22 protein-coding genes and 1 tRNA gene are annotated in these 21,906 nt (G+C 39.5%); 3 read left to right on the top strand and 20 right to left on the bottom strand.

The features are described from left to right. Positions 1-32: 32 nt before the first annotated feature. The 16 genes from LV83_RS10600 to LV83_RS10525 all read right to left on the bottom strand — a co-directional run bounded on the left by LV83_RS10600 (position 33) and on the right by LV83_RS10525 (position 14,880). A complete protein-coding gene (locus tag LV83_RS10600; RefSeq protein WP_111611501.1) occupies positions 33-1,220 on the bottom strand; it encodes an MFS transporter in 1,188 nt (395 codons plus the stop codon). Positions 1,221-1,282: 62 nt separating this feature from the next. After that, positions 1,283-2,752, bottom strand: a complete 1,470-nt coding sequence (locus LV83_RS10595; RefSeq protein WP_111611500.1) for an NAD(P)H-hydrate dehydratase — start codon at positions 2,750-2,752, stop codon at positions 1,283-1,285. Between the two features lies 1 nt (position 2,753). Then, positions 2,754-4,067 (bottom strand): MFS transporter, encoded by a 1,314-nt coding sequence (locus LV83_RS10590; RefSeq protein ID WP_111611499.1) that lies wholly within the window; start codon positions 4,065-4,067, stop codon positions 2,754-2,756. Positions 4,068-4,130: 63 nt separating this feature from the next. Next, complete coding sequence (locus LV83_RS10585) at positions 4,131-4,595, bottom strand: ExbD/TolR family protein (RefSeq protein ID WP_111611498.1); 465 nt, start codon at positions 4,593-4,595, stop codon at positions 4,131-4,133. Between the two features lies 1 nt (position 4,596). Beyond that, positions 4,597-5,232 carry an ExbD/TolR family protein gene (locus LV83_RS10580; protein ID WP_111611497.1) on the bottom strand — a complete coding sequence of 212 codons (636 nt, stop codon included), beginning with the start codon at positions 5,230-5,232 and terminating at the stop codon, positions 4,597-4,599. Between the two features lies 1 nt (position 5,233). Beyond that, positions 5,234-5,563 (bottom strand): hypothetical protein, encoded by a 330-nt coding sequence (locus LV83_RS10575; protein WP_111611496.1) that lies wholly within the window; start codon positions 5,561-5,563, stop codon positions 5,234-5,236. 56 nt (positions 5,564-5,619) lie between these two features. Beyond that, the gene (locus LV83_RS10570; protein WP_111611495.1) at positions 5,620-6,426 is read right to left on the bottom strand and encodes a MotA/TolQ/ExbB proton channel family protein; all 807 of its coding nucleotides are present in this window, start codon (positions 6,424-6,426) and stop codon (positions 5,620-5,622) included. Between the two features lie 1,068 nt (positions 6,427-7,494). Continuing rightward, positions 7,495-7,584, bottom strand: a tRNA-Ser gene (locus LV83_RS10565). 154 nt (positions 7,585-7,738) lie between these two features. Then, positions 7,739-8,410, bottom strand: coding sequence for a hypothetical protein (locus LV83_RS10560; protein ID WP_111611494.1), 672 nt, complete (start codon positions 8,408-8,410; stop codon positions 7,739-7,741). A 167-nt stretch (positions 8,411-8,577) separates the two neighbouring features. Next, a complete protein-coding gene (locus tag LV83_RS10555) occupies positions 8,578-9,645 on the bottom strand; it encodes an asparaginase (RefSeq protein WP_111611493.1) in 1,068 nt (355 codons plus the stop codon). After that, positions 9,642-10,418, bottom strand: a complete 777-nt coding sequence (locus LV83_RS10550; protein WP_111611492.1) for a TatD family hydrolase — start codon at positions 10,416-10,418, stop codon at positions 9,642-9,644. The genes LV83_RS10555 and LV83_RS10550 overlap by 4 nt, the downstream gene beginning before the upstream one ends. A 129-nt stretch (positions 10,419-10,547) precedes the next feature. Continuing rightward, positions 10,548-11,657 (bottom strand): glycosyltransferase, encoded by a 1,110-nt coding sequence (locus LV83_RS10545; RefSeq protein WP_111611491.1) that lies wholly within the window; start codon positions 11,655-11,657, stop codon positions 10,548-10,550. Beyond that, complete coding sequence (locus LV83_RS10540; protein WP_111611490.1) at positions 11,654-12,280, bottom strand: polysaccharide deacetylase family protein; 627 nt, start codon at positions 12,278-12,280, stop codon at positions 11,654-11,656. Before LV83_RS10540 ends, LV83_RS10545 begins: the two co-directional genes overlap by 4 nt. After that, a complete protein-coding gene (locus LV83_RS10535) occupies positions 12,281-13,492 on the bottom strand; it encodes a PP2C family protein-serine/threonine phosphatase (RefSeq protein ID WP_111611489.1) in 1,212 nt (403 codons plus the stop codon). It lies immediately after the preceding gene. Between the two features lie 2 nt (positions 13,493-13,494). Further along, on the bottom strand, positions 13,495-13,746 hold the full coding sequence (locus LV83_RS10530; RefSeq protein ID WP_111611488.1) for a hypothetical protein: 252 nt from the start codon (positions 13,744-13,746) through the stop codon (positions 13,495-13,497). Between the two features lie 33 nt (positions 13,747-13,779). Continuing rightward, positions 13,780-14,880, bottom strand: a complete 1,101-nt coding sequence (locus LV83_RS10525) for a glycosyltransferase (protein WP_111611487.1) — start codon at positions 14,878-14,880, stop codon at positions 13,780-13,782. A 21-nt stretch (positions 14,881-14,901) separates the two neighbouring features. Here LV83_RS10525 and ruvC point away from each other — a divergent pair, with 21 nt between their 5' ends. Next, positions 14,902-15,477 (top strand): crossover junction endodeoxyribonuclease RuvC, encoded by a 576-nt coding sequence (ruvC, locus tag LV83_RS10520; protein ID WP_111611486.1) that lies wholly within the window; start codon positions 14,902-14,904, stop codon positions 15,475-15,477. Positions 15,478-15,526: 49 nt separating this feature from the next. Here ruvC and LV83_RS10515 read toward each other — a convergent pair whose 3' ends face one another. After that, positions 15,527-16,078 carry a porin family protein gene (locus LV83_RS10515; RefSeq protein ID WP_111611485.1) on the bottom strand — a complete coding sequence of 184 codons (552 nt, stop codon included), beginning with the start codon at positions 16,076-16,078 and terminating at the stop codon, positions 15,527-15,529. 180 nt (positions 16,079-16,258) lie between these two features. On the opposite strand from LV83_RS10515, the gene LV83_RS10510 reads away from it, so the two are divergent. Further along, positions 16,259-16,822: a Crp/Fnr family transcriptional regulator gene (locus LV83_RS10510; protein WP_111611484.1), complete on the top strand. Its 564-nt coding sequence runs from the start codon at positions 16,259-16,261 to the stop codon at positions 16,820-16,822. Between the two features lie 20 nt (positions 16,823-16,842). Here LV83_RS10510 and LV83_RS10505 read toward each other — a convergent pair whose 3' ends face one another. From LV83_RS10505 to LV83_RS10495, 3 genes are all read right to left on the bottom strand, one after another. Next, positions 16,843-17,382, bottom strand: a complete 540-nt coding sequence (locus LV83_RS10505) for a hypothetical protein (RefSeq protein ID WP_111611483.1) — start codon at positions 17,380-17,382, stop codon at positions 16,843-16,845. Positions 17,383-17,541: 159 nt separating this feature from the next. Then, positions 17,542-18,711, bottom strand: a complete 1,170-nt coding sequence (locus LV83_RS10500; protein ID WP_111611482.1) for a PepSY-associated TM helix domain-containing protein — start codon at positions 18,709-18,711, stop codon at positions 17,542-17,544. Then, positions 18,711-21,089: a TonB-dependent receptor gene (locus LV83_RS10495; RefSeq protein WP_111611481.1), complete on the bottom strand. Its 2,379-nt coding sequence runs from the start codon at positions 21,087-21,089 to the stop codon at positions 18,711-18,713. The genes LV83_RS10500 and LV83_RS10495 overlap by 1 nt, the downstream gene beginning before the upstream one ends. 199 nt (positions 21,090-21,288) lie before the next feature. On the opposite strand from LV83_RS10495, the gene LV83_RS10490 reads away from it, so the two are divergent. After that, the gene (locus LV83_RS10490; RefSeq protein WP_111611480.1) at positions 21,289-21,897 is read left to right on the top strand and encodes a hypothetical protein; all 609 of its coding nucleotides are present in this window, start codon (positions 21,289-21,291) and stop codon (positions 21,895-21,897) included. The last annotated feature ends 9 nt before the right edge of the window (positions 21,898-21,906 follow it).

Below are 21,906 nucleotides of genomic sequence, written 5' to 3'. Positions count from 1 at the left end.
CAATCCCCTTCAGAAATGTTGGGGATTTTTTTTCAACTAACCACTTTAATTCTCCTTGCAAGCGGAATACATACCAAGCTAAAACCGATGGCCAAATATCCAACGATATTGTAATTGGTTAATTCTCCTGCTGCATTTTCACCTATTATTATTCCAGCCATTAAAGATGCTACCCCCGTAGCTAATTGTTGTACTGCTGAATTGAAACTTAAAAAACTACCCCTGTTTTCAGGTTTCGAAGTCCCTGTGACAATTGCTGCGGCTGGCACATACCTTCCGTTTGAAGTGACAAAAAACATTGTGGAAACCATCAATACAAAAGGCACAGGTGTAACTCCAAGATTGGTAATTATGGCAATGGGAATCAAATTAAGCAGCATAAAGATGATAAAGATCTTTTGCTTGCCGTACTTATCAGATAGCTTCCCAACCCAGGGGGATGTGAAAATAGTAAATGCACCTCCAGCCATATAAATATAGGTGAGCTGTAACTCAGTGAACCCGACGTTTGCCACAGTGTAAGGGCTAATGAATGGAATTACCATAAATTGCCCAAACATCATCATTACCGAAAGTGTGATTGCTCGCATTTGATTAGAATCGCTCGTCACTCTACGAATCACGACTAAAGGATTTGGTCGAACTACATCATTTTTAAGATGTTCTGTGATATTTGGAATGTATTTGACAATCATCCCAAGGCTCAATACTGATAATCCCGTAAGGATGAAAAATGGTGTATGCCAATCTGATAAGCTTGCAAGGAACAAGCCCAAAGGAACACCAAGTACAGATGCTACAGAAAAAGCTGCCATCACCAATCCCATCGCCCGACCACGCCTGGAATCCGGAATAACATCGCCAATAATAGCTAAAATCAAAGCCGATGTTAACCCACCGAATAAACCTGAGATCACTCGAGCAGCCAAAAGAACTGGGTAGCTAGGTGATAATGCACATCCTAAAGTGGCAATAGCGAAACCTATGTACACCCAAACCAATATTTTTTTTCGATCAAAACGGTCTAAGACAAAGGCTCCAAAAAAACTTGAAATTCCTGCGCTAAATGTATAGCATGAAACTAAAAGTCCAAATTCACGCGGTGAAATATCAAAGATCCGCATGAGCTGAGGCCCTAAGGGCATCAAAATCATAAAATCGACAATGTGAATAAAATTGATGGCGGCTAAAGTCCAGAGTAAAAGCTTCTCTTTGTTCATAGTAAAAATGGATAAATGAGAAACCTCAGGAAAACTGATAAAGTTTGCTTAAACAGAAATAATCAAGAAATATTCAAGTGAAGGTAAGTCGCTGGAATTGCTTCTATGATATCACTTGCAACCATAGATCTCCTCTTAGTACGTGAGGCTATTTCTCCTGCCAAACCGTGATGATAAACGCCACAAAGCGCAGCATTTTCAGGAGTGTACCCCATACCTAGATAAGAAGTAATCATTCCTGTAAGCACATCTCCAGAACCTCCAGTTGCCATATATTTAGTCCCAGAAGAATTGACAACTTGTCTTCCATCAGGTAAACTTACAACTGTATTTGCTCCTTTTAGCACCAAAATTAATTGGTTCTCTAAAGCAAATGCTTTTGCCTTTTCTAACCGCTCTGGATGATTCCCCGCAGCGCCAACGAGTCTTGTAAACTCTCCGATGTGAGGAGTAAGAATAGAACTCTTTGGAAGCAAGGGCACCAAATCACGATACCTCGCTAATAGATTCAATCCGTCTGCATCTATTACAATAGGCTTTTTAAAGTCCTGTAGAAACTGCCGGAATAAACGCTCCCTATTTTCCGTCCCCCAGCCTGGACCTATCCCTACCGAATCGTAAAATTCAGGATTTGGGATCAGTCCCCATGAGGCCATCGCTTCAGGAACAGCAGTTTGGATAATAAAACGTTCTGAATCCTCCATGTGACAAGTAACCAAGCCTGAACCTGTTCGCAAGGCACTTTTAGCACATAGAATAAGTGCTCCCATTTTTCCAGGACTCCCGCCCATCAGCAGTACCTTACCCATATCTCCTTTGTAACTAAACCTGCTAAAAGATTTATGCAATGGAGGAATGTCTTGTGCTTCCAGATAATATAATGATGAATCTATCCCATTGTAGGCTGCATTTACTACCCCAATTTTCAGGACTACTAATTCACCAACAAATTCACCGTGCTCTGGTAAAATCAATGAAAGCTTCGGAAATTCAAAACTAACAGTAAAGTCTGCTTTTATCGCTGTATTTGATACAATGTCATCGGAAGGCAAGCCCGAAGGGATATCAATGCTGATTACCTTTCCATCATATTCATTCAACCGAGTAATATACTTCTTCGCAACTGGTCTAAGCTCTCCCTTTAAACCAACGCCAAGAAATGCGTCAATCAATATGGAATCCTCTGGAAACTCCCAATTTTCAAAAGATATAAGGTCAATCGACTTGGGAAGATTGTTATAGTTCAAAAGTCCATCAGGACTCAATTTGTCAATAGATTCAAAACATTGAAGTATTGAAACTGAAAATGATTTCTCAGTTAATAATCTCGCAATTGCCAACCCATCGCCTCCGTTATTTCCACCTCCTACAGCAATTAGAACAGGAGAGTTTAGAGAAAAATTTTGGTCCACAAACCAATTCACAAAAGAATGCGCAGCCGCCTCCATTAACTCATGGCTTTCTTGCCCGCATAATTTCAGGTGTTGTGAATCAAGATCTTTGACTTGATTTCCAGCTAGTATTTTTTGCATGTTATCCTACTTCAGGTCCCAACCCCTTCTTAGGGATAGTAACTAAAAGTAGGAAACCTAAGCCAACAAGAAAAAATAAACCTAGAGAAAGAGCAGAGTTCCTCATACTTCCTGTGATTTGCTCTATAAATCCATAGGAGAAAGTACCTAGGACAATAGCTACCTTCTCGGTCACGTCATAAAAGCTAAAATAGGAAGCATGGTCTGTGGTGTCTCTCGGGATTAACTTGGAGAATGTTGATCTAGATAAGGACTGTATTCCTCCCATCACCAATCCGACTACAAAAGCCAAGGCAAAAAACTCATATACAGTATAGACATAATATGCACCTGCGCATATCCCTACCCAGATCAAAACCATAATCACCAAACTCTGCTTATTCCCATATTTTTTGGAAATAAACGCAAAGAAATAGCTACCTGCTATGGCCACTATCTGAATAATCAAAATAGTCATGATTAACTGATCACCAGGTAATCCAAGTTCCTTATCTCCAAACGTGGCAGCTAAGTACATTACTGTTTGGACACCCATAGAATAAAAAAAGAAGGAAGCGAGAAATCGATTCATCACTTTTATTTGCTTTACCTCATTCCACACTTTTCGTATTTCTTGGTAACCTTTGAGCAAAAACTCTTTTCTAATATCCTTTCCAAATGGGTTTTGTGGTAGTATTCTGAAAGGAATCTGAGAAAATCCAGCCCACCATAGACCCGTAATTAAAAATGAAAAACGTGCTGCCATGCCATCATCAGAAAGCATAAACCAAGATGGAAACTGGATCATTAGCAAATTCACAACTAATAATATAACACTACCAATGTATCCCAGGGCAAACCCCTTTGCACTTAAAAGATCAAATTTATCAGGAGTGGTAATCTCTGGTAAATAGGCATTGTAAAAAACAATACTTCCAGCATACCCCACACTTGCTAAGACACTAAAACATATCCCCCACTCAAGATTATTTCCATCAAAAAAGAAAAGAGCAACACATGAAAGAGAGCCCATATAGGCAAAAAACTTCATGAATTGAAGTTTTTTTCCGCTTGCATCAGCAATACCAGACAGTATTGGAGAGATCAAAGCAATAATTAAAAAGGAAAAGGAAATGGAATAAGAATATAAAACTGTGTTTACGATTTCAAAACCAAAAAAATCAACAGCATCATTAGCGCTTAACCCCTTTGTAACACTATTAAAATAAACTGGAAAAATCGTCGAAGTAATCACCAAACTGTAAACTGAATTTGCCCAGTCATACATCGCCCAGGCATTTTGAATTTTCTGGGTGTCTTTAAGAGAAGCTAGCATAGGTACTACAAAAAAAAGCTATCCCTGGAATTGGGATAGCTTTTATATAATCAATAGAAAATATTAATCGTTCTTAACTTTACCTGTAGAAGCGTAAAGTATTCTTCTTGCATCTGCCTCTCTTAGTTCAGTCTGAACATCAGAGATAGGACCCATTTTCACATCTCTATCAGCTTTCATGGAAATAGTAATTAATCCACGATCAGATTCAGGAAGCAAATCACGCTCTTGGTTCACCCACTGAACAATATCAGGAGTATTCAATAAGGCATCATTCGCTTGTACTCTAGGTTCTGTACCATAAAGTGCTGTATTCTTAGGCTTACCAATGAAGATATAAGAAATAAGCGTCTTTTTCTGAAGCTTTTGAAGCTGGGTTGCTTGAGGAATTTTCTGCTCCACCAATATCTCCTGATCTCTTAACACGGTTGTTACCATGAAAAAGAAGAGTAACATAAAGATAATATCCGGTAACGCTGAGGTTGGGATATTCTCCGAGACTTTATTTTTCTTTCCGAACTTTCCCATTTTAATTTCCTCCTATCTTATTAGGTTCTGCAATAGATATAGCCATCGGAATTCCTTCCTTGCCTTTATCCTGTAAACTTACTTCAGCATCATTTTTACCAGTCAATGCTCTATACTCATCAGTACTTAAATTAACTCGAGCAGCATAAATATCGAAGTATGCCTTCTTAGTTAAATCAAATACTTCAAGATATTTGTCATAGCTGGTACCACGGTCTGTTTTTATCGAAACTACCGCCTCTCCTGGATCATCCGAAGAATCTGGAAGTTTTGCTGACAATGCTTTCAAGGAAGCTGGAAGCGTGTTATAAAGCGCTGTACCCTCTTCATCTGGCTGACCAAAATTCAAGATAAACGCCTTAACATCTTCATCTAATCCATCAGGATTATCTCTGAATTCACCTTCAACCAACAACTGATCATTGGCATTAAGTAGAATAGTGAAGATATTTCGCTCATTCAGATCAATTTCTGGAGGAGGATTGTTTGGATCAAGCTTCGGAGGAAGAATATTTAAAATACCCTTATCCGATGCGATCGTAGTGGTGACGAGAAAGAAGATCAGTAGCAGGAAAGCAATATCTGCCATAGAGCCTGCATTGACCTCCGTACTCATTCTATTTTTCTTTCTGGCCATATTACTTTATCGCTTTATTCAATTCTGTCAATACGATGCTACCTAAAGCAACGAGTGCAAGAATATAGGTGGTGATAAGCATTCCGCCAACTAACTGAGATCCCGCAGGAGTCAAGTTAAAAGGAGAAGCTTCAAATTTTGGAAGTACTTCATTGCTTGAAATTGAGTAAGCTATGAAGAACAAAACAACTATACCAACAATTCCCACTGCAGTTTTAAGCAAGCTTTTTGGATTATCCAAAGACTTGATCAATGGCATAAAAACAGCCACTACAGCACCAACTGCGATTAGGATGTAACTTCCGTATAATAAGATGTCATAAGTATCCATAATGTAGTTTTTCTTTGAGGTTAACGTATAAATTCAGGTCCAACAAAATTGACGGCTTACTTGCCAGTCAATTTATGCTTAACCAAGATGTCAACCAATGTTATGGAAGCATCTTCCATGTCATTAACCAAAGAATCAATTTTAGCTACACAATAGTTGTAGAACAACTGAAGGATGATCGCTACGATCAAACCAGCAACTGTAGTCAAAAGGGCGATTTTGATACCACCCGCAACTAGAGATGGAGAGATATCACCAGCTGCTTCGATAGAATCGAATGCACCGATCATACCAATTACTGTACCCATGAATCCTAACATTGGAGCTAGAGAGATGAAAAGTGAGATCCATACCAGACCTTTTTCCAATCTACCCATTTCTACAGAACCATAAGAAATAATAGATTTCTCCACCATCTCGATTCCTTCTGAATATCTCATCAGACCTTGAGTAAAGATAGAAGCTACAGGACCTTTAGTGTTTTTAGTAACATCTTTGGCTGCTTCTACTCCTCCTGATTCAAGAGCATCTTCCACTTTAGTCAACAATTTCTTAGTGTTGGTCGTAGAAAGGTTCAGGGTGATGATTCTTTCCAATGCAACCGCAAGACCCAAGATCAAACAGATCAATACTGGAGTCATGTAAAGAGGATCACCTTCGATGAATTTCTCCTTTACAACTTGGTGGAAGCTTAGCTCCTCTTCAACGATCTCATCGTCAATAATTGTAGGAGATGCAGCAGGCTCAACTGCTACTGGGGTTGGTTCTTCTTGTGCTGCGGTATCTGCTGCATCTTGTGCGTTAGCGATGACAGGTGCGAAAAGGATGCCTGCAAGCATGAACAAAGCGATTAACTTTCTCATAATGTGGATTTTAAATAGACTTTTGATAAAGGTTAAATGGTTTCTACTCTAGAATCGAGTTTTAAAGTTATCATTTTTTAAATTCAAAAAACAAACGACTCTTTTAGAATTTTGTGAAAAATCAGGCTTATATCTCAGGATTAAGCAAGCTTTTACACGAACGGAAGTAATTCCTTTTACATTTTAAAAGATCATATATCTCCAAAACTCGGTGTAAGGTTCTTATTTTTTCGCAGAAAGAAAAATTAAAATGTCTAAGAGAGCCAAGCTTTCTTATAATTGATCATAAAACACTGACTAATCGATTATTACAACCTGAAACATTTTAATACTATTCCTCAATGAAATTTTTCTAATTGTCTATAAGTTGCAAAAATCCTTGAAGAAACGAACTATACTCCTAATCATATTTAACAAAGTTTAAATTTTTCACTGTTGCTTTTCCTGACATATTCCCAAAAGCTATTCCGTAATAGCATATGTAGCTTTCTATTATTTCTTCTAGTAAATAATTAACCTTCCAAGTAAGGTTTAGTGAAGTAAAAAAGACCCAATACACCTTGGGATATGATTAGAACCACAAGCTTTATTACTTTGAGTTGATTTGCATTTCGATAAAAATAGTTTCAGCATTTGATCCCGTGATCTATCCATCGCCTTCATGACCAAAACACATTAGAGGCACCTAGAAAAGGAAAATATTAATTAGAATCTCGTTATGCTTTTTCCAGAACCTCAGGATGAGAGACAATAAAATCCAATGATGTATCGATGAGACTTTTGAAAGTCCCAACTCAAGGCGAATAACATTCTGGTCTATTAGTACTTAAGCCTAGCCTACAACCTGCAATTACTAAAACAATCAAATCTTAACTATCATTATTTCAGATAGTTAGGGCAATACTCTGTAGAGAGGACGGGATTGCTCATATGCACAGCCATGCCGCACCATCTCTCGCGTATCTCCCGATGTTCGATTTCAAACCCCAGAGTTCTCATCCCCTTCCACTTTTGTACTTGAATAAATGAAATAGAAAAAGCCAGTTTTATTGCTAAAACTGGCTTTTCTGGTAGAGAGGAAGGGATTCGAACCCTCGATACCCTCACGAGTATACACGCTTTCCAAGCGTGCGCCTTCAGCCACTCGGCCACCTCTCTAGGTTGGCTTCCGATCCAGTATTCCGAATCGGAGTGCAAAGAAATGAATAAATTGAGCCTCCTACAAACTATATCTAAAAAAAACACAGGAATCTAATTCCCATTCTTTTCATTTAAGAAGGTTTTCAAGAAAACACGTTTAGAATTTCAAATTTCAGCCTACTTCAGTTTCAAGGATTCCTGCGCATTCAATTAGGAAACTGAAATTCGCATATGGAGTGCTTAGCTGATTTTGATCTAGCTGAAACTCCAAATTAAACCAGGAATCAAATTGGACTATTTTAGCAGGTTTGGACTCAAAACTTCTACTGTGGATATTCTGACTATCAACTAGGACTAGGTTAGATTCTAAATAATGGCCAGGCTGCCATTGTGAGTTGTGAATGAAAATCTTGAGAATATTTGTTTTGGTATTTAGCAATCCGAAATAAGGTCTTTTCACAGCACGCTCAGAGGAACCAAAATTTCGCATAACTAATACCCATCCATCCTTTGAATAAATATCTTTTTCAATCGTATTAAGCGGGTTGCCCTGTGTATACCAAGGTGCCGGAATAGTAAGTTGCGAAATAGTTGGGGACTGAGGAAAGTCAATGTATGCAGACACCATTTGATTTACTGATTGCCAGTCCCATGATAAATCGGTTCCTGATTCACTCAAAATATCCTGCTCACTATGGTTGATGGAAAACCTAAAAACAGTCTCCTTAACGATAATTTTTGCTTCTTGAATTCCCTCTATCTGATCATCCATTTGGCAAGAAAACGCGAAAACTGCTGTTGCTATGAAAAATGCAGCTGTTGAAAATGACTTCAAATTCCTCATCCGTATATAGTATTAAAAACCCTTTAAAACTAAGTGTTTTATTCAATGAAATTTGCGCTAGCCTCTTGAAAAGTGAAATATTAACAATAATTTAAAAAAAAGCTGTCTCCTTTTTTCTAACTAAACGGAACAATATACTCAAATGCGAAATTGAGCTTCCCCAAGAGTTAAGCACTCATCTCTCCTGCCAATGGCACCTTCAGCTTTGCAATAATCTCCGAATGCTTATTTTCCTGGCCTAGTAAAAACATCAATTTCGTCACTGCTGCTTCGGTAGTCATATCCGTACCACTGATCACACCTACATTCAGAAGCTCCTTACTTGTTTCGTATCTGCCTTGGATAACTCTTCCGCCATTACACTGGGATACATTAAGAATAATTATCCCTTTTTTGATTGCTTTTTGGAGTGAATCCATAAACCACTCTTCACTTGGACTATTTCCAGAACCATAGGTTTCCAGCACTATCGCCTTCAATCCCTTTATATTTAGCGTCGCATCGATCACATTCTGAGTGATTCCTGGAAACAACTTTAGGATAAGTACATTGTTATCCAGTGAGTTTCTATTCACTAATTTCTTATGGGTTTCAATGGGGCGAATGGCCTGGGTATTATAATCTATGACAATCCCAGACTCGGCCAGTGGCGGATAATTCTCTGATTCGAAGGCATCAAAGTGAACGCTCTGCACCTTCTTGGAGCGATTTCCCCTTAGCAACAGGTGGTTAAAGAAAATACATACCTCTGGCACTATTGGCTCTCCATTGATTTTTGCGGTAGCAATTTCTAAAGATGTCATCAGATTTTCCCGAGCATCAGATCTCATTGCTGAAATTGGCAATTGCGCTCCCGTAAAAATCACCGGCTTGTTCAATCCTTGAAGCATATAGCTTAGCATGGAAGCTGAATAAGCCATGGTATCTGTACCGTGTAGAACTACAAAACCATCGTAACTATCGTAATTCTCATAGATTATATACGCCATGTCCTTCCAGTGGCTCATCGTGACATTAGAAGAATCAATCGGCTCAGGGAATGAAATCACCGTGATAGCGATATCCATCGTGTATAGAATAGGGATTTTCTCCAGAATCTGCCCAAAGTTAAACGGCACCAATGCACCACTATCATCATAGGCCATGCCAAGCGTTCCTCCAGTATATACAATAAGGACAGAAGAAGTTTTACTCGTGCGAAGAGCTGTATTTAATCTAACTATTTTATAATTCATGATCCAATCTCACGGAATAGGTTAAGGGCATTTTGTTTTGTTTGAAGAGCTACCTCCTCCTTCGAAATCTGCAAGAAATCTCCGATTTTCTCTGCAATAATAGGTAAATATGCCGGAGAGTTCCTTTTCCCCCTAAAAGGTACGGGGGCTAGGTAAGGAGCGTCAGTTTCCAGCACTAAATGCGCTATACTGATTTCAGGAATGACTTTATCCAATCCCCCATTTTTGAAAGTCGCCACACCACCTATTCCAAGTAGAAATCCCATTTCAATAATTCGCTTGGCCTGAGCTAGATCTCCAGTAAAACAATGGAAAATTCCTTTTAGGTTACCATTGTGCTCCTCCTGAACAATAGCTATGGTTTCGTCAATAGAGTCCCTACAGTGCAAAACAATGGGTAAATCTCTTTCTTTTGCCCAATTGATCTGAATTCTCAGCGCTTCTTTTTGCTGCTCAAAAAATGTTTTGTCCCAATAGAGATCCAATCCGATTTCACCCACTGCTGCAAATTGCCTCCTATTTAGCCAATCCTCCATGATCACTAACTGATCCCGAAAGTCTTCCTTCACATCACATGGATGCAATCCCATCATCGGAATACATAATCCTGGATATTTCTCCTCACAGTCAAGCATTGCCGCGATCGTTTCCACATCCACATTCGGCATATAAACGCGCTCAACCCCAGCTTCTCTGATATCTTGGATCACCTGATCCCTATCGGAGTCAAACTTGGAAGAGTAAATATGCGCGTGTGTTTCTATATAATTCATAGGGTTATATCTTACTTTTAAAGGCCATTACTTGGCCAGGTACCTAGGGGTGGAATCTCGTATACATTACACTTTTCCCCATGTGTTCCAATTTCAGTCATACCGCCGATCTGCATGGCAGGCTCAGTTTCATGGGTATTCTCTGGATTTCCATTTGGTTTTGGAAGGCCAAAAATAGTAAAGAATAGTAAGGAGGATAGTACTGAAATTATAAAAATCAAAAACCAGCAAGGAAACCCAACCTAATTTAACTCCCACTTTTCTGGCTAACGCAATAAGAAACACGCTTTGTAACAACGATTTCATCAAAGCTAGAATAATCCCAAGCGATGGGTAAAGTAGGATTAAACCTGTAATCACTACAAAATAAATAAATTGAAATGATAGAATAAACTTCCAATAATATGGCAAAGTCATCACTCCACTCATCCAGCGCTTCCGCTGTTCAAGTAAAGCCGAAAAATTGATTTCTGGCTTGGTGATGGCAAGCATTCTAGGACTCACTTGATGTGCTATTTTAAATCCTGATTGCTGAATGGCTCTTGAGATCTCGAGATCTTCGGTAAGGCAAAAGGGCAAATTTTTAAATCCTCCAGATCGTCCATAGGCCTCTTTACTAATAGCCATGTTGTTACCAAGTCCTGTTGTCTGAACTCCCAAATCCGTAGCCACTTTGACAAAACCCAATGTCAACCACCAATCAATCTCCTGAAACTTCTCTAACAAACTTTTTGCCTTGACTTTAGTAATTCCAATCACCAGACCAATAGTTTCACCGAAACAAGAAACTCCTTCGCGAATCCAATTTGGGTTTACCTCACAGTCTGCATCTGTAAAAAAATAATATTCCCCAATCGCCTTTTCTCCCAAAATTGCCAAGGCATTTGCCTTACCATTTTGGTTATATAATCCAGTTTGGAGTGGAGCAATAGTTAAGAAAGTTCGATTAGGTTGTTTCCCACACCAATTTCCCAAAATCTCAGGGGTAGAGTCTGAACTTTGGTCATCAGCAAACAGGAACTGGATTCGATCAGAAGGGTAATCCAACTTTTCCAAGGAGCATAGAAGGTCAGGGAGATCTACTTCTTCATTTCGTGCTGCAACTAAAACTGAAACTAATGGTAAATCAAAATCAGTATCCTTAGCATGGTTTTTCCAGAAAAATCTCATTCGAATCAGCAGAACAACAAACTGTATCTGAATCAATGCCAAAGCGCCAATGAACAGCCAAATGATCATAACAGTCCAGTTTTCCACCCCATTTCCTGTATGTAATCAAGGTATGATGGCAAAATTTTTGGCAAAAGTGCTTTAGTTTTTAACTGATCATGGAAAACTGCAATAGAGCCTACGCGAGTATGCTTTATAGATTTTCTCAACACCACTTCAGGCTCAATACGTTGATCATAATCTCCTGATAGCATCGTCCACATTACAATATCATAGAATTTGGACACCTCCACTGACTGGTTCGATTTGATCAAACCATAGGGTGGACGAAAAATTTTCGTCTTTATGCTCAAAACATCCTGAAGGGTTTTATCGCAGAGTTCAATGTTTTCTAAATAGTCGGGATCTACTGTTTTCCAGCCATTTATATGGTTGAATGTATGATTTCCTAGTTTATGACCTGCCTTGATGATCTCGTGAGCTAAGGTTGGGTTCTTTCTAACGTTATCACCGACCACAAAAAAGGTAGCTTGCTGATTTCTTTTGGCCAATTCCTGCAAAACATAGTCGGTAACTCCAGGCACTGGACCATCGTCAAAAGTCAAGTAAATCGTATTATCATCTACACTTTTCTTCCAAATCCTCTCAGGATAAAGCATCTGAAAAAACCTTGGAACGGTATGCAAAATCATCTATTGAAACTTTAAACTAAGCAACGTCAAGTCATCTCTCAGAGGAACATTTTTTGAAAAAGAATTGATCTTCTTCAAGAACTTTCGGTGAAAGTCATCTGGATCCAAGCCTCCATTTTTACTTACAAATTTCTCTAATCGCTCCTCCCCAAACTCCTCTCCGGTTGGATTCATAGCTTCGGTCAGCCCATCAGTATATAGATGCAAAGAAAAGTTATTGAGACCTTCTCGCTTTCCTATTTCCAGAAAAGGCAGTTCATCAAAAGCCCCAAGAATCGTCGTCCCAGCATCTAAATTCTCACCTTTATCCGCTCCTTCTCTATACAACAATGGCGGATTATGCCCAGCGTTGACATAGGAAAGTTCCCGGGTTTTGAAGTTGAAGTAACCAAGGAAAAAAGTAATGAATCGCTCACCATTGGTATTTTCAAACAAGGTGTAATTCAATTGCTTTACCACCATTTCCAAATCAGCATCGCTTCGCAAAAGTGTACGAAGTGCTGCCTGAAAATTAGACATGAGCAAGGCAGCAGAAATTCCTTTTCCAGAAACATCGGCAATACAGAAATAGACTTCATCTTTTGATTTGCGGATCAAATCATAATAATCTCCTCCCACCATACTATGAGGTAAATAAGTCACTTTTGCCTTGAGTTCTTTATCAATAGGAAGTTCTGCTGGAAAAAGCATTTGCTGCACCTGAGAGGCTATCGCTACCTCACGATTCAAGATCTCCTGTTCCAACTGTTTTCTGGCGAATCGCTTATTTTCCAAAGCCACCACCAAAATATTGGTTAAAGCTTGGGTGAAGTTCAGATCTAAATCCAAACTCAAATCCTTTCGCTTGAGAAAGAGAATCGCAAGCATCTTGTCTTTGTGGTAGACTGGCAGATAGGTTTCGAGCTCCGCAAAGGAATATTGCTCTTCCAATTCCAACCTCAATTCTCCTGTAGACTTTTCATCCAAAACTTGGTCGGTAGAAATCAACTTAGGCACATTCCCCTTCACTCCGTGGGAAATTTTATTTTCAAAAGCTCCTTCCTTTGCCACGTATAGAATCAGCGCTTTGATATTCAAATGGACTAGGCAGGTAAACTTGAAAATATTGAGCAAAACTGCTTCAGACTGATTTTCATTAATAGCCTGAGTGATCTCTAGCAGAGATTTAAGTTGCAGTTCCTTCCGTTGGAATTTGTGTGTTTCTTTGATCAATTTTAAAGTGTATTATGTGCCATTAGGCCTTTTTTCGTTGCCAAAAAATATAAATCTTTTCCTTCTTTGCTGATGTCAACAGCCCCAAATCTTTCTGTATCAGGATCATCTAGACATTTGATTAAGCCTTGAGCATAGAGACTCTGTAAAGTTGCTAATAGCAATTCATCTTCCCAAGCTAAGGTTTCGATAAGGTAGGTATAGGGCTGGACAAAATAGAGTTCGTCCATCAAGTCAAATTCTGCTTCGCTCATGATCTAAGTTTCAGATTGTAAATTAACACTTCTCTAGTTCTCCCTACCTTTCCAAGTAAATTTTCCGCTTAAAGCTGCAATCCCAACTCGCAAAACATAAAATGGATGCACCAGGGAAGTTTGAAGCATAGAAATATTACTCGGTTGCGCATCCAGCATTTTAAGGACTTTTCCCAAACTCAACTTTTCTGCTGCGATTTTGATCAGCCAAACTAACCCAAAAGCTACAATTCCCTTTGCTCCAAGAAAAACTAAATAGGCGCTTCCTATCCATATCAACTGAGTCAGAAAAGCTCCCGCTGCCGATAACGCATGAGAAAAAGAAAAATGCGCCTTCCATTTACTCGCCCACCGAACGCGCTGATTGATCAAGGAATCCCAGGTAGGTTCAGGCTTCGTCTTAACTAGAGTTTCTGCTGAAGTTAAATAGAGACAAGCTCCTCTGCCATATTCCTTATGGATTTTCTTCAGCAAAAACTCATCGTCGCCGGAAGCAAACTCCCGATTACCCTCATATCCATTTACTTGCTCAAAAGCCCCCTTTCTGTAAGCCAGATTCGCAGCACTGCACATCAAAGGATTTTGGTGAACAAAGGAGTAATTGGTAAGCAATAAAATACTTGCCCAGTCTAAAGTTTGAAAAGCTTCTAAAAACCCAGCTCCTCTTTCGGTGAGAACAGTTCCTGCTACCAACTGAACTTTGGGTTCCTGAAAAGGCAAGACCATCTTTTCTACCCAAAACTCTGAAAATTCACAGTCGGCATCTGAGCAAAGTATGATTTGACTTTTAGCTTCATTTACTCCAAATTCCAGCGCTCGCTTCTTGCCAGTTTTCTCACTTCTTACTATTTGAACATTTTCATTTTTCCTTAAGGACTCTTGTAAAAGCTCAAATGAGATATCTTCAGAATGATCGTCTATCAACAGTACCTCTAGGTTTGGGTAGTTGAGCTTCTTAATATTGGAACTTAGTCTATCGATACTTTTAGCTTCATTTCTGAAAGGAATGAGCAATGTTACTTTGGGAATAAATGTCTGATTAGGTGATTTATCAGATTTAATCGACCAAAATCTACCCATCCACCAAAGCAATGTGAAGTAACTCAGGGACCAAATGAGGTAAAAACTTAGCATGTTTTGGGCTAACTTGCGGGGGTGAGCAAAGAACAAGAAAAAGCACCAAAGGAAAAAATCATCTTAGGGATAGATCCCGGGACGAACGTGATGGGTTACGGGGTGATTTTGACTGAGGGCAAAAAGTATAAACTCCTGCAATACGGCGTAATTCATCTGAAAAAGTATGAAACTCATGAGTTGAAACTCAAGAAAATTTTTGAACGAATCACAGGAATTATAGAGGAATTTTTACCCGACAGCGTTGCCCTGGAAGCTCCTTTCTTTGGTGTCAATGTGCAATCCATGCTAAAGCTTGGTCGTGCGCAGGGAGTCGCTATGGCTGCAGCTTTGGCTAGGGACATTCCTATCACCGAATATTCTCCTAAAAAAGTGAAGCAGTCTGTAACCGGAAATGGAAATGCTTCCAAAGAACAAGTGGCTGCCATGCTTCAGACCCTATTTTCATTGACTGAACTTCCAAAAATGTTGGATGCTACAGATGCTTTAGCTGTCGCACTTTGCCATCATTTTCATGAGGGAAGATTACAGACCAAGGGAAGAAATGCGGGATGGAAATCATTTATTGAAGATAATCCAAGCAGGGTTAAAAAGTAAAAACCCGGCCTAAACCGGGTTTTAATAATTTTCAAAGACAATTGATCAATTAGAAATCATATCCTAAAGACACCTTCAACACATTGTTTTTAACATCCTGATTGTAATAATTGACACTTTGGAAACCTATATCGTAACTCAACTGCGCATTGATACCCAATGGTAAGTTTGCTCCTACACCTATCACACCGGCTATATCATACCCTCTGATAGGCTCTGTGGTAGATTCTGTGCTTCCGTCTGAAAACTCCCGCTCCCTAGACACCAGTACTGAAGCCTGTGGACCAGCAAAAACATTTAGGAATGGAAGGAAATTAACGCGGACTAAGACGGGAAGATCCACATAATTCAAAAGTTCTTTTTCTGTGAATGGAGATCCGTTCATAAGATTCCTGTATCCTTTCTGCGAATATTGAATTCCGGGTTCAACAGCCAGAAAACCATCACCTACCTTGTAATATGCTCCTACATGAAATCCGGAGAGCGCATCAGTATCAAAATCAGAGAAATTCGCACTGCTATAACCTGCACGAACACCGAATTGTGCATTTGCTGTAGCAAACAGGCCTAGAAAGAAAACGAATGCTAAAATATTTTTCATGGTAGTTATGATTTAGTTAATGCGATTTCTGGAATAAAAACAACGGTTTGATCAATAAAAACTGATATAATTCCTGATTTAGGACAAGCGTTAGATAGCTTCTTTTTAAATTAACCGCATAAATTTATGCTAAAGGTCACAAGTTAAAATTGGCTGCTGTTACTTTTTAATACCGAACTAATGGAAAATTTCTCAAGCTTATTCAGCAAATTCCCTACCATAAGTGATGAGGCAAAGCGTGCATTCGCCAGTCAACTAGAAGAATTTGAAGTAGAAAAAGGATACTTACTTGAAAGAGAAGGGCAAATAAGCAAGTACCTCTATTTTGTAGCGGTAGGTTCTGCGAGAAGTTATTATATCCGTGACAACAGGGATATTACTGTTTCCTTTACGCTAGATGAAGAGTTTGTCACCGCAATGCATTCTTTCATTACGAGGAAACCTTCTTACGAAAACATTGAAACAATGGAAAAAAGTAAGGTATTCAAAATCTCCTACGATAATCTCCAAGCCTGTTTTTTGAAATTCCCAGAACTGGAACGTGCTTATAGAATGATCTTGGAGCAATATTATATAGTATTGGAGGAGCAACAGATCTTCACCAAATTCAAAACTGCTAGGGAAAGATACCTCGAATTGATGCAATACCGGCCAAAAGTGATCCATAAGGCATCTGTAGGTCAGATTGCCTCATTTCTCGATATGACTATTGAAACTCTCAGTAGGATCAGAGCAAGAATCTAGCTTTTTCAAACAAACAGCTATCAGCTTCCACTTCCCTTGAACTGATCTTCTTTATAGGCGAATAGCACATTGAAGGTAGTTAAGGAGCCGTAACATCTGGTGATGTATTGCTGCATATTAATACGGTCTTCGTCGTCAAGTTTGGGATGATTATTAATGTTTTGCTCCAAAACTCTCAGCTTCTCTCTCACCATTACAATCTTGTGAAAGAAAGTAGCCATAGGAATTTCTTTTGGCTGAAGACTTTTATCATTTGGCTCAAAAATCACATTTCCACCCATCCATTTACCCCCGAGAGGTATAATCGGTGCTCGTTCAGAAGTTTGAATTAAAGCTTCCCGAATTGCCTTTTCTACATCCTTCATCGTCAGCATAGGGAAGTCTGGAACCTTAGCTTCCTCCACTGTAAAACCCTCGTAATCCCTTGCGAGTGTCTTTACTTCTTCAGTCGAATAAAAATAGATTTTATAATAGGTGTCGTCCACAGAAAGAATCATTCCTGTCCCGAATTTCGGATGTACCAATTTGCTTCCCGGAGCTAATTCACTTGCTGATGCCATTTTAAAAATGTTTAGGCCACCAAAATAAGGAATTTTGACAAAAACTAAACCCTTACCTATCCAAGAAATACCCTATCACACTGTCTCAAAAAAGAAAGGTTGCAAAACCTTGCAACCTTTCCACCTTACAACTTTTTAATTTTCACTTTTTACTTGAACTCAAGCCTCCGTCAACTCACGCCTCACCTCCTTAATCTCAGCGACCGGCTCTTTTTTAGGTTTATTTCTCCTTCCCCACCAAATCATAAAACCTGTCACCGGAAGTGAGGCAAATATCGCACTCAATAAGAAAGCTAAGACTTTTCCAGGCAAACCAGCTATAGCCCCTACATGGACATCGTAGTTCATCCGCATGATTTTCTGAGCCACAGTAGCCTCTTCAAACCGATTGTAAAAATGCGTTACTGGGATTTCCTCCAAGGTATTTTGATCAAAATATCGGTAATCCGATTTCCAATAAGTCATGGCATCCGGGTTGGCATTGGCGGCAAGCGCCGAACCTTCGAATTCAGGGGGATGCACTTCTATCCAGTCTGCATTCGGATATTCCTGATTCATTTTCATCCAGACTGCATCCAAAGCGGGAATCTCACCCTGATAAGTTTTCGTAGAATCCGAAAGTGGATTGTAGTACTCCACAAACTTTTCCCCGCCGGAAGCCACGAAATAAACTCCGTCTCTAAACCATACAAATCCCCAAACCAAACCAGTGATTGCAAAAACCAGGGCAAAAGTCATGGCATAGAAGCCTAGCACTTGATGCAAATCGTAGTTCTTTCTTCTCCATCTAGCAGACCATTTTATCTTCAGACTTTGCTTCAGATTCTTCTTTTTCTTTGGCCACCAAAGAATCAGTCCCGAGATCACCATAAAAAGAAAGATCAAGGTAAAACTCGCCACTACAGGTTGTCCGATCTCAGGAGGCAGCCAGAGATAGAAATGCCCATCCAAAACTATTCGGAAAAAGTCAGCATACTCATCTTTTAGCTTGAGTACTTCGCCTGAATAAGGGTTGATGTAAGCGATCTGGTAGTGATCGTTTCCTTCCCCGTAGCTGAAGAAAATCGCCTGAACAGATTTTTCTTTCTTAGGGTAAAGAATCGCATGAAGATGCCCTTCGGGAAAGGTTGCCTGTGCGATTTCACTGATTTCACTGGGTGGCAAAACAGCTTTTTCCTGAGGCTCGACAGACATAAATGAATATGTCAAATCTTTGATCTCAGCCTGAAAAGCGTAGATACATCCAGTCACTGCCACTATAAACACCACTAGCCCGGACGAAAGTCCGAGCCACAGGTGAAGCTTATTTATTGTCTTTTTTAGATTCATTAAAATCTATAATTAAGGCTTAGAGATACGTTTCGAAGATTCTGAGGAGTCACTGTGGACCAACCTGAATAGTATTTCTGATCTGTCAGATTGTTTACTTTCAAGGCTAAGAAATATTGCGACCCTGTATAAGAAAGAGATGCGTTAAATACTTGGTAAGCCGGCAATGCAAATGACCCAATATTATCTCTGTTGAGTGTTAAATGCTCGCTTGCAGCATTTCCACCAAAGCCAAGACCGAATCCTTTCAATGTCCCAGCTGAGAAAGAATAACTTGCCCAGAAATTTACCAAATCAGCTGGACCCGCCTCTTCTGGCCGCATTCCCAAATAACCACTTTCTGGATAATCCTTCGTCACTTCGGCGTCGTTATGGCTGAAACCAGCTACCAAATTCAAGCCTACAACTGGCGTGGCAATCACACTGAATTCAAAACCCTTACTCACCACTTCACCTCCTTGAATGGAATTATTGATGTTGTTAGGATCGGTCATCACACGATTTTTTACTGTGATATTATAATAGCTGGCGGTGGCGGCGATCTTATCTTTCAATAAGTTTGTCTTCACTCCAAACTCGTACTGATTGGCATTTTCAGGATCAAAAGTCTTGAATCTTGCATTGGTCCCGTCTGCATCAGTCACAGTGGTTGGAGCCACATTCGAGAACCCATTCATGTAGTTACCAAAGATGGAAACCTTGTCTTTTATTGGCTGATAAACGATCCCAAATTTTGGAGAAACAGCAGTCTGGGTATTTTCTTCGGTATCATCGCCCCAAGCTTCATTTTTGAAATTGTCTATTCTTACACTTGCCATCACAGAAAGCTGAGAAGTCAATTCTATCACATCGGACACATATGCACTTAATACTCGGGTATTTCCGGTTGTATTTCCTTCAAAGGTATCTTTCAGTAATTCATCAACTCCAGCTTGAGTCAAAACTCCTGTGTCGTTTCCATCGGAAAGTGTCACTACGCCATTTCCAACCCATCCACTACTGCTGTTGAGAATATCCTGATCGTAGTAATCAACACCTGCGATTAGTTTATTCCTCATAGATCCCAACTTGAAATCCCCGATGAAATTTTGCTGGATATCGGTAGAAATTGTTTGGCCATTTCGATCAGAAATATATCTGTAGAAGGAGTCTCCATCACTTCCGTCAAACAAATAGTGGTAGTACCCGTCAGTTTTTGTGGTACTTCTAGAGACTACAGTCTGAGAAGTCCAGTTATTGGAAAGTTTGTAGAAAGCCTGAGCCTGAAGTGCGTAAGAGCTGTTATTAATGCTTAATTCGTTTCCGGTAAAGGATCGCTCATAATTTCTTTCAAATGGTTCAATTGAGTCAAAAGTCAAAGGGTTTGATCTGTTTAAGAAAATCATTGGAGCATTCACAGAATTAGCATTCAAAAATTCTGTGTTGATCAAAAACGAAAGTCTTTCGCTTGCTTGAAACTTGAATGAAGGGGCGATAAAAAAGGAGTTTCTTCCACCTGCATCCTGAAACGTATTGTTTGACTGGTATGCGGTATTCACTCGCATGGATGCATTTTCATTCAAAGGCACATTCACATCACCTGTGATTCTGTTCAATCCATAACTTCCCGTGATAAAGCCGACTTCACCTTTAAAAGTTTCGGTTGGACGCTTAGTGGTGATATTGATCAATCCACCATAGGAAATCACGGAACTTCCGAAAAGTGTCCCCGAAGGCCCTTTAATTACGTCTACAGTTTCCACATTTGCAGGGTCAAGGCCACCGTTATTCAAGCTTGGCATTCCATTGACCATAGTTGGCTGTACCGAAAATCCCCTCATAGAATAATATTCTGCACCGTCACCTCCACGCCCAGTTGATTCCCAAAGCCGTGTCACTCCAGTCGCATTTTTCAGGGCATCATTCATATTCGTCACCACTTGCTCTTTCAAAAGTTTCGAAGAAACAGAGTTGTAAACTTGAGGGTTTTGCAAATCTGTCAAAGGAAGCTTTGCCACTGTGAAATTGCTATCCGCATAAAACCTGTTGGATGTCTGATCTGTGACGATTACTTCTGAGAGATCTGTGGAGCTTTCTGACAACGTGAAATTCACAGAAAGCGTCTCGCCAGCACTTAACTGGATAGTTCTCTCCTGCTTTTCTATACCTACAAATGAGGCATAAACAGTGTAGATTCCCGGAGCGATATTCTTGATTTCGAAAAAACCATTCCTGTCAGTTGCATTTCCTTTTGCAAGGCCTTGAATCCCTACATTTACAAATTCCATCGGCTGATTATCCGAGGTAGTTACAAATCCTTTGATGCTTGCTGACTGAGCAAATGCACCAAAAATCGAGAGATAAAATAGAGCGGATAGGTAAAGTCTTCTAAGGTTCATGTTGTTTTAACTTTCAAATATTCCACAAACCTATTACTTAGATTAATTCTAAACAAGCACTATTTAGAATTAATCTAAAAAAAATATTACACCGCAGTTATGCATCTGATTTCTCCAATAATTTTGCATCAAACCATTGGAGAAATCACTATTAAGAAGATTTTGAATAAATTGAATCCTTAGATTTTCCAAAATTCACATGAATACTATTCCGAAACTGATTCTAAGTGGTATCTCTATTTTTCTTGGCTTCACCTTTTGGGGGGCTGGTATGGCAAAACTTTTTCATGATCACCAGTTTTTTGGCTGGATTGGGCCGGTATGGTTGATCGAAGAACTGGAACCCTATGGATTAGGATTCTATGGTAAGTTTATAGCCTTCAGCCAAATTATAATAGGATATCTTTTGGTCACTACACGATACAAATTACTCGGTAGCATTATGATGATTCCTTTGATTGGAAATATATTGATGGTGACTATTTCCTTGCAGTGGCGCGGAACACCGCTTGTCTTGGCTTTCCTGCTAGTTCTGGATCTAATTTTACTTTGGCAATACAGAGATTTCTTTAGACCATTAATTGATGAAGGCAAAAGCAGTCATGATATTAAAGTGAGAAAAATACGGACTGTAAACGGTCACCTCGTTTGGTTTGCAGGCCTTGCACTTCAACTTTTTGCAATTCCGGTTTCTTATTGGAATTGGATAGTTGCCTGCGCGATAGTTTTGATTGGTCTTACCCTATCCGGATTAAGCTTTCGAGTAGATAGGATTTTGACTAATAAGGATGATTTAAGAATTACTTAATACAGCTTT

This window comes from Algoriphagus yeomjeoni (assembly GCF_003259505.1).
Taxonomy (GTDB): Bacteria; Bacteroidota; Bacteroidia; order Cytophagales; family Cyclobacteriaceae; genus Algoriphagus; species Algoriphagus yeomjeoni.
This window is presented reverse-complemented; position numbering and strand designations above follow the sequence as displayed.

Excerpts from the sequence above, each read along its gene's own strand:
- LV83_RS10600 (WP_111611501.1), bottom strand. The coding sequence starts at position 1,220 with ATGAACAAAGAGAAGCTTTTACTCTGGACTTTAGCCGCCATCAATTTT.
- LV83_RS10595 (WP_111611500.1), bottom strand. The coding sequence starts at position 2,752 with ATGCAAAAAATACTAGCTGGAAATCAAGTCAAAGATCTTGATTCACAA.
- LV83_RS10590 (WP_111611499.1), bottom strand. The coding sequence starts at position 4,067 with ATGCTAGCTTCTCTTAAAGACACCCAGAAAATTCAAAATGCCTGGGCG.
- LV83_RS10585 (WP_111611498.1), bottom strand. The coding sequence starts at position 4,595 with ATGGGAAAGTTCGGAAAGAAAAATAAAGTCTCGGAGAATATCCCAACC.
- LV83_RS10580 (WP_111611497.1), bottom strand. The coding sequence starts at position 5,232 with ATGGCCAGAAAGAAAAATAGAATGAGTACGGAGGTCAATGCAGGCTCT.
- LV83_RS10575 (WP_111611496.1), bottom strand. The coding sequence starts at position 5,563 with ATGGATACTTATGACATCTTATTATACGGAAGTTACATCCTAATCGCA.
- LV83_RS10570 (WP_111611495.1), bottom strand. The coding sequence starts at position 6,426 with ATGAGAAAGTTAATCGCTTTGTTCATGCTTGCAGGCATCCTTTTCGCA.
- LV83_RS10560 (WP_111611494.1), bottom strand. The coding sequence starts at position 8,410 with ATGAGGAATTTGAAGTCATTTTCAACAGCTGCATTTTTCATAGCAACA.
- LV83_RS10555 (WP_111611493.1), bottom strand. The coding sequence starts at position 9,645 with ATGAATTATAAAATAGTTAGATTAAATACAGCTCTTCGCACGAGTAAA.
- LV83_RS10550 (WP_111611492.1), bottom strand. The coding sequence starts at position 10,418 with ATGAATTATATAGAAACACACGCGCATATTTACTCTTCCAAGTTTGAC.
- LV83_RS10545 (WP_111611491.1), bottom strand. The coding sequence starts at position 11,657 with ATGATCATTTGGCTGTTCATTGGCGCTTTGGCATTGATTCAGATACAG.
- LV83_RS10540 (WP_111611490.1), bottom strand. The coding sequence starts at position 12,280 with ATGATTTTGCATACCGTTCCAAGGTTTTTTCAGATGCTTTATCCTGAG.
- LV83_RS10530 (WP_111611488.1), bottom strand. The coding sequence starts at position 13,746 with ATGAGCGAAGCAGAATTTGACTTGATGGACGAACTCTATTTTGTCCAG.
- LV83_RS10525 (WP_111611487.1), bottom strand. The coding sequence starts at position 14,880 with ATGCTAAGTTTTTACCTCATTTGGTCCCTGAGTTACTTCACATTGCTT.
- LV83_RS10515 (WP_111611485.1), bottom strand. The coding sequence starts at position 16,078 with ATGAAAAATATTTTAGCATTCGTTTTCTTTCTAGGCCTGTTTGCTACA.
- LV83_RS10510 (WP_111611484.1), top strand. The coding sequence starts at position 16,259 with ATGGAAAATTTCTCAAGCTTATTCAGCAAATTCCCTACCATAAGTGAT.
- LV83_RS10505 (WP_111611483.1), bottom strand. The coding sequence starts at position 17,382 with ATGGCATCAGCAAGTGAATTAGCTCCGGGAAGCAAATTGGTACATCCG.
- LV83_RS10500 (WP_111611482.1), bottom strand. The coding sequence starts at position 18,711 with ATGAATCTAAAAAAGACAATAAATAAGCTTCACCTGTGGCTCGGACTT.
- LV83_RS10495 (WP_111611481.1), bottom strand. The coding sequence starts at position 21,089 with ATGAACCTTAGAAGACTTTACCTATCCGCTCTATTTTATCTCTCGATT.
- LV83_RS10490 (WP_111611480.1), top strand. The coding sequence starts at position 21,289 with ATGAATACTATTCCGAAACTGATTCTAAGTGGTATCTCTATTTTTCTT.